Source organism: Alicyclobacillus fodiniaquatilis (assembly GCF_042678105.1).
Lineage (GTDB): Bacteria > Bacillota > Bacilli > Alicyclobacillales > Alicyclobacillaceae > Alicyclobacillus > Alicyclobacillus fodiniaquatilis.
In genome coordinates, this window is the sequence record NZ_JBHUCX010000091.1 from 1 (window position 1) to 1059 (window position 1059).

Annotated in this window: 1 pseudogene; it reads left to right on the plus strand. The window is 44.0% G+C overall.

Annotation, left to right across the window (positions count from 1 at the left end):
• Window positions 1-265 precede the first annotated feature (265 nt).
• Window positions 266-815 (plus strand): annotated as a pseudogene (locus tag ACFSB2_RS21410) (recombinase family protein).
• Window positions 816-1059 lie beyond the last annotated feature (244 nt).

The following is a 1059-nucleotide window of genomic DNA, read 5'->3' on the forward strand; positions in this document are numbered from 1 at the left end:
TGAGAAGAGGCTACGGTTTCTTTTTTGTCTCATACTCTCCGAACTCATCGCACTGGATTTTGCCATCAACAGTGCCGTTGCATAGATCATTCAGCAGCCCCTAAGTAGTTTGCCGATTTACACGCATCAAAATTCATCTCAAAAACAAAATATCAATATATATGACACACACGAGTTTTGATATAATCGAAAGATGTTCCAGGATGACATAGAAATAGTAGACGGAAAAATGGTGCGATCACCTGAAAGCAAGGGAGGAACCGGTATGTTAATTGGTTATGCCCGTGTATCGACTCAAGATCAACACCTTGAGCTGCAGAAGGACACCCTGAGTGGAGCTGGGTGCGAACGAATTTATGAAGACGTGTCCAGTGGCTCAAAGGCATCGGCGGCCTGGTCTTGATGATGCACTGGAGTATTTACGTAACGGTGACACATTGGTTGTTTGGAAGTTAGACCGGCTAGGACGGTCCCTCAAGCATCTAATCGAAGTTGTGACTGATTTGAGTGAAAGGGGTATCGGGTTCCGGAGTCTTCAAGAGAATATCGACACAACAACACCAGGTGGAAAACTCATTTTTCACGTGTTTGGCGCTTTGGCCGAATTCGAACGCGAAATCATTCGCGAACGTACAAATGCTGGTTTAACTGCTGCGCGCGCCCGGGGTCGTAAAGGTGGTCGCCCCAGAGCGATGGATGAGAAAAAGATTGAACGAGCGAAAAAATTATTAGCCGACCATAGCATTCCGATAGACGATGTTTCTGCGATGTTGAATGTGTCTCGACCAACGTTGTATAGATACGTGAAGAGGTAAAGCAAACAAATGGATGAACGGGGACGTGTTTATACATATTTAAGAATAAACATACACATTTCGGTTGGAGCTCTTGTTGAACTATCGCAACCTATAGTTCAATAGCATTCGGTAAAATCTATTAATATTTTTTGATATAGAATAGCCTCTCGGCATTGAGGTGACGAAAACAGGGACAAAGCGGAATTTCCCGCAAGAATCCACTGGAAAATCCGCAAATAATGGTTGAAACAGCGATGTTCCT